The organism is Intestinibacter sp. (genome assembly GCF_051866655.1).
In the GTDB taxonomy this organism is placed as follows: domain Bacteria; phylum Bacillota; class Clostridia; order Peptostreptococcales; family Peptostreptococcaceae; genus Intestinibacter.
Map to the genome: position 1 here is coordinate 1 of NZ_JBJDXL010000278.1, position 4,073 is coordinate 4,073.

6 protein-coding genes are annotated in these 4,073 nt (G+C 30.5%); 2 read left to right on the top strand and 4 right to left on the bottom strand.

Translation table 11 applies throughout. From position 1 onward, the window contains the following. Positions 1-525 (top strand): hypothetical protein (locus ACI3VO_RS08275; RefSeq protein WP_439757459.1); only part of this gene is annotated, 525 nt, incomplete at its 5' end. Positions 526-639: 114 nt separating this feature from the next. Here ACI3VO_RS08275 and ACI3VO_RS08280 read toward each other — a convergent pair. From ACI3VO_RS08280 to ACI3VO_RS08295, 4 genes are read right to left on the bottom strand one after another with little or no spacing between them, the layout of a single operon-like run. Then, positions 640-1,329 (bottom strand): HAD family hydrolase, encoded by a 690-nt coding sequence (locus tag ACI3VO_RS08280; RefSeq protein WP_439757460.1) that lies wholly within the window; start codon positions 1,327-1,329, stop codon positions 640-642. 40 nt (positions 1,330-1,369) lie between these two features. Continuing rightward, entirely contained in the window at positions 1,370-2,026 is a 657-nt protein-coding gene (thiE, locus tag ACI3VO_RS08285; protein WP_439757461.1) for a thiamine phosphate synthase, read from the bottom strand. Beyond that, on the bottom strand, positions 2,013-2,852 hold the full coding sequence (gene thiM / locus ACI3VO_RS08290) for a hydroxyethylthiazole kinase (RefSeq protein WP_439757462.1): 840 nt from the start codon (positions 2,850-2,852) through the stop codon (positions 2,013-2,015). The genes thiE and thiM overlap by 14 nt, the downstream gene beginning before the upstream one ends. A gap of 2 nt (positions 2,853-2,854) precedes the next feature. Then, positions 2,855-3,163 carry a thiamine-binding protein gene (locus tag ACI3VO_RS08295; protein ID WP_439757463.1) on the bottom strand — a complete coding sequence of 103 codons (309 nt, stop codon included), beginning with the start codon at positions 3,161-3,163 and terminating at the stop codon, positions 2,855-2,857. A gap of 262 nt (positions 3,164-3,425) precedes the next feature. On the opposite strand from ACI3VO_RS08295, the gene ACI3VO_RS08300 reads away from it, so the two are divergent. Further along, positions 3,426-4,073: Ig-like domain-containing protein (locus tag ACI3VO_RS08300; protein WP_439757464.1), on the top strand; the 648-nt coding region annotated here is incomplete at its 3' end.

The window sequence follows — 4,073 nt, forward strand, 5'->3', positions numbered from 1 at the left end:
AATAAATATAAAGATATTTGTTTATATTCTATGGATATAGATATTAATTTTTTAAATAAAAATAATTCTTATAATTTAAAAACTTTAGAATTACTAGATAAAAAATATTATATAGGAGATATTTTCATAAAAAGAATTAAAGCAAGCGATGATTTAAGTTTAATATCTAATTTAGGTCTAACAAAAGAAATGAACAGTTACGATGTACAACTAGAGAATCAATCTAAAAATATCATCAAATCTATTAATGTAAAAAATAACGAATATATAAACAACGTATATTATTTTATTAATTCAAAAAAAGTAAAAGAAATACAAAATATAAATCCAAAGGATAATTTAAAAATAGAGATTGATTTTAAAGCTGATGTAAATAATTATGACATATTTTATTTTTCTCCAAATATAGAATATCAAGTAAATAAAGAAAAAAGAAATATTGTGATACCTTTTGCTTCATATGGTTTACCTATAGAAGAAAATGAATTGCCGAGAATATATAAAGAATTTAAAGATAATTTTTAATTTGGTCAGTACATCAGAAAGTTTGAATTTTTTCTATAAATAACTTCCTATGATAAGATTTTAAATGGCATAGGCTTCCTAAATTAGCCTATGCCTTATTTGCAATAATTATTTTTAAAAACTTTGAATTGTCTTATCAGCGATAGATATTATCTTATCCCAATCACCTTTAGAGTATTCATCGTATACTCCTACAACGGTACATGCTGTCTTTTTAGCACTTTCTATTGCATACAGAGCATCTTCAAATACTACTGTGTCTGAAGGAGATTCGCCCATTTTTTCGCAAGTTTTTATATATATTTGTGGATCCTTTTTACTCAAATTAAAATCTCTATCCGTATAGACCTCGTCAAATAAATCCAATACTCCTGTTCTCTTTAAAGCACCTACTGCTTGAGATTTTTCTGATGTAGTCAATATACACATCTTATATCCCTGAGAATTGACTTTTTCTAAGAATTTTTTCACACCTTTTTTCAATGGAATTTTATTTAAATATTTATCTTCTATAAAATCTAGTACCTGTTTTATTATCTCTTCTGTATCTTCGTATAAATTGTATTTTGTCTTAAAATAAGATGCAGATTCTTGCAAGGTCATAGATTCTATCACATCTTCCAAATCATCATCTGGCGACTTGCCTTTACTTTCAAGATATTCTCTACCTAAATTTTGCCAAAATTCCATAGAATCTAAAAGCGTACCATCCATGTCAAATATCAATAATCTTTTTTTAGCTATAGCATCGTCTAATGTGTCGATGCTATTTGTTTTTCCTTGTGGTTTAATTATTTCACTCATATATTTATAGCTTCCTCTAATAATATGCCTGTTTCCTTAATTATTCAGATACTATTTTTTTAGATAAATCCAATAATTTTTTAGTGGCTTCTGATGGATTTTCACTTCCAAATATAGCTGAGATTACACATATTCCATCTACACCAGTTCCTTTTAATTCTAGTGCATTGTCTACGCTAATTCCACCTATTGCAACTACTGGAATAGATACAGCTTCACATATTTCCTTTAATTGATCCATAGTCAATGAAGTCGCGTCCTTTTTAGTATCTGTATGGAATACTGCGCCGACACCTATATAATCAGCACCTACTCTTTCAGCTTCTTTTGCCTCTTGTAAATTTCCAGCTGACACACCGATTATTTTATCTGGTCCTAGGATTTCTCTAGCTTTTGTGTATTCCATATCGCTTTGTCCTATATGTACACCGTCGGCATCCATTTCCTTTGCAGCCATTATATCGTCGTTTACTACGAATGGAACATTGTATTTTTTGCAAAGTGCTTGAAGCTTTTTAGCCATTTCTACGATTTCTTCATGACCTTGTATTTTTTCACGAAGTTGTAGAAAAGTCGCACCTGATTTTAAAACATCTTCAACTACGCCTTCTAGAGTTTCTCCTTCTTTAAGCCAAGCTCTATCTGTTATCGCATATAAAAGCATTGATTTTCTTATTGCTTCATTATCTAACTTCAATTTTAGCGCCTCCTTGGAAGATTTCTGCATTCATTTTGCCCATGTAGTCTATTAAGTTCATTCTAAGTGTTGATGTATATCCATCCATTTCCATAGTCTTCTTGTATGCTAATTCTCCAGCAAGTCCGTAAGCACTTATAGCTACTGCAGTTGCTTCTAGTATATTATCTGGATTAGAAGCTATGAATACACCTACTACACTACTAAGCATGCATCCTGTCCCTGTTATATCTGACATCATGCTGTGACCGTTTCTGATTACGTAAGCAGTATTCGCATCTGCAACTATGTCTATTGCTCCACTCATAGCTATTACACTACCTAGTTTTGCACTTATGCTCTTAGCATATGCAACCATTTCGTCTAGATTTTCTTCTGTAACCTTATCTCCTTCAGCAGCATCTACACCTTTTGCCCCTGAGCTCTTAGTTCCTGCGAATTTGATTTCAGAAACATTTCCTCTAATTACTGAGAATTTGATTTCTTTTAATAAAGTTTCTAGGACTTCATTTCTTCTCTTAGCTGCACCTGCACCAACTGGGTCTAATACTGTTGGGTGGTTTACTTCATTGCTTTTTTTACCTGCACGAAGCATAGTTTCTACCATGAAACCACCTGTGTTACCCATGTTTAATACAAAACCATTGCAAGCAGCAGTTATATCTTCTACTTCTTCTGGATCATCTGCCATAGTTGGAGATCCACCACATGCTAATGTTATATTTGCACAATCATTTGCAGTTACTATATTTGAAATATTATGCATAACTGGTCTAACTTTTTTTATGTTTTCAAAAATTTCTTTACTGTTTTCTAATATACTCATCTTTATTCTCCATCCTTTGCTGTGTATTTGTCTATTTTATCTGATATAGTTAATATTCCTTCTGGTCCTGGGTTGAAGTTTATTTTTACATAAGTCATAAGCCCTGGAGCTCCAGCTTCACAAGCTACGTATTGACATTGCTTTACTATTTCCATTAGCTTATCGTAGTCGCCTTCTATTGTTGTTTCAAATGGTGAAACTACTGTTTTTAATCCTTGACTTTGGATATATTCGATTACCTTGTCTACTACTGGTACTAATTCCTTGTCTGGTAATGATGGTAATACTTGAATTGCTACACTTGCGTTCATTTTTTAATTCCTCCTGATATAAATTATTCTTTAAAACAAAAAAAGCAGAAAACGCTTCATACCCTAGGTGGTATGCCCCATTTTCTGCTTTTCAGCTATTAGTATTTTAACATTTTTTGTCATTATTTTCAACTTTCTACTCAAATTTTTATAATTTTTTTAAAAAAGGTACCTAAAATAAATTGCCTATTTGTACTTTATAATGAAAATAAAAAAATTAAACAAAAACAAATAAATAAAAAACGAAATGGAGGTAATTTTTATGAAAAAAAGATTATTAGCATTAATGTTAACACTTACAGTTATAATTGCATCGGCTGTACCAGCAATGGCTGCTTCATCGACAAGCACTATATCATTAGGAAAAACTATTTCTAAAACAGTAAATAGCTCAACAACTACTACAGTTTACAAGCTTAAATTAAGTAAAGATACAAATGTTAAATTCTACTACAAAACTACATCAAAATCATTTAAAGTAACTATTTACGATTCAGAAGAATACTATGATAAATACAGAGATTTCGATGATTTAGAAGGTTTAGAATATCTTTCAGCTTCTACTTCTAATCCTAAATCTGCTATAGACAGATATGAACTTGATAGAGGAACTTATTACATAAAAGTAACTGCTTCTAAAGGTAAATACTGGTTAAAAGCTTCTAAAGATGGTTATTTAAAAGAATTTAGAACTTTCACAGTTAACACAATAAGAAACACTTCTACAAGCATAACTGGTAAAGGACTTCCTGGAGCATATGTAAAAGCTTATGTAAATGGAAAACAAATCGGAAGTACTGTAAAAGTTAAATCTGATGGAACATATAAAATTTCTATATCAAAACAAAAATCTAAAACTGGTGTGATAGTTAAAATGAAAAAATCTGGATATGAAACAGATTTAGAAGAT

Excerpts from the sequence above, each read along its gene's own strand:
- ACI3VO_RS08295 (WP_439757463.1), bottom strand. The coding sequence starts at position 3,163 with ATGAACGCAAGTGTAGCAATTCAAGTATTACCATCATTACCAGACAAG.
- ACI3VO_RS08280 (WP_439757460.1), bottom strand. The coding sequence starts at position 1,329 with ATGAGTGAAATAATTAAACCACAAGGAAAAACAAATAGCATCGACACA.
- thiM (WP_439757462.1), bottom strand. The coding sequence starts at position 2,852 with ATGAGTATATTAGAAAACAGTAAAGAAATTTTTGAAAACATAAAAAAA.